Consider the following 387-nt stretch of genomic DNA (forward strand, 5'->3'; position numbering starts at 1 on the left):
CCTGAATCCGTGATGGTTGGAAATCAACTTTGATTTTGGTGTTAGTTCTATGGATATATGATCCATACATCCCTTTTTTTGATGATTCCCTGCACCACTTTCATGTTTGAAAACGAGATAAATCCTCTTTTATGGAGATACAAACCAAAAAAGAGACAAAAAAAGTACAGGGGGGAGTGATGGATATGAGTACCCGAACATCTGTTTGTTATCTTGCCTCTTTCCATTTTTGATACACATTCAGTAGGAGTATACTGTACCCACTCCTTCGCGTCAGTTTCATCCAGATCTGTCGTGATCGACGGACGAGTCGCCCTGCCATCGTGATCACCGTCTGAATAATCGTCTTGATGCGACGGCGTTTCACTTTGTGGTGCAACGGATGTC

General features: G+C 42.6%; 1 pseudogene. It reads right to left on the minus strand.

Annotated elements, in window-relative coordinates:
- Positions 1-208: 208 nt before the first annotated feature.
- A pseudogene (locus ETC02_RS18695) lies at positions 209-387 on the minus strand (IS1380 family transposase); the annotation flags it as partial.

Source organism: Geobacillus sp. DSP4a (assembly GCF_013096875.1).
In the GTDB taxonomy this organism is placed as follows: Bacteria; Bacillota; Bacilli; order Bacillales; family Anoxybacillaceae; genus Geobacillus; species Geobacillus thermophilus.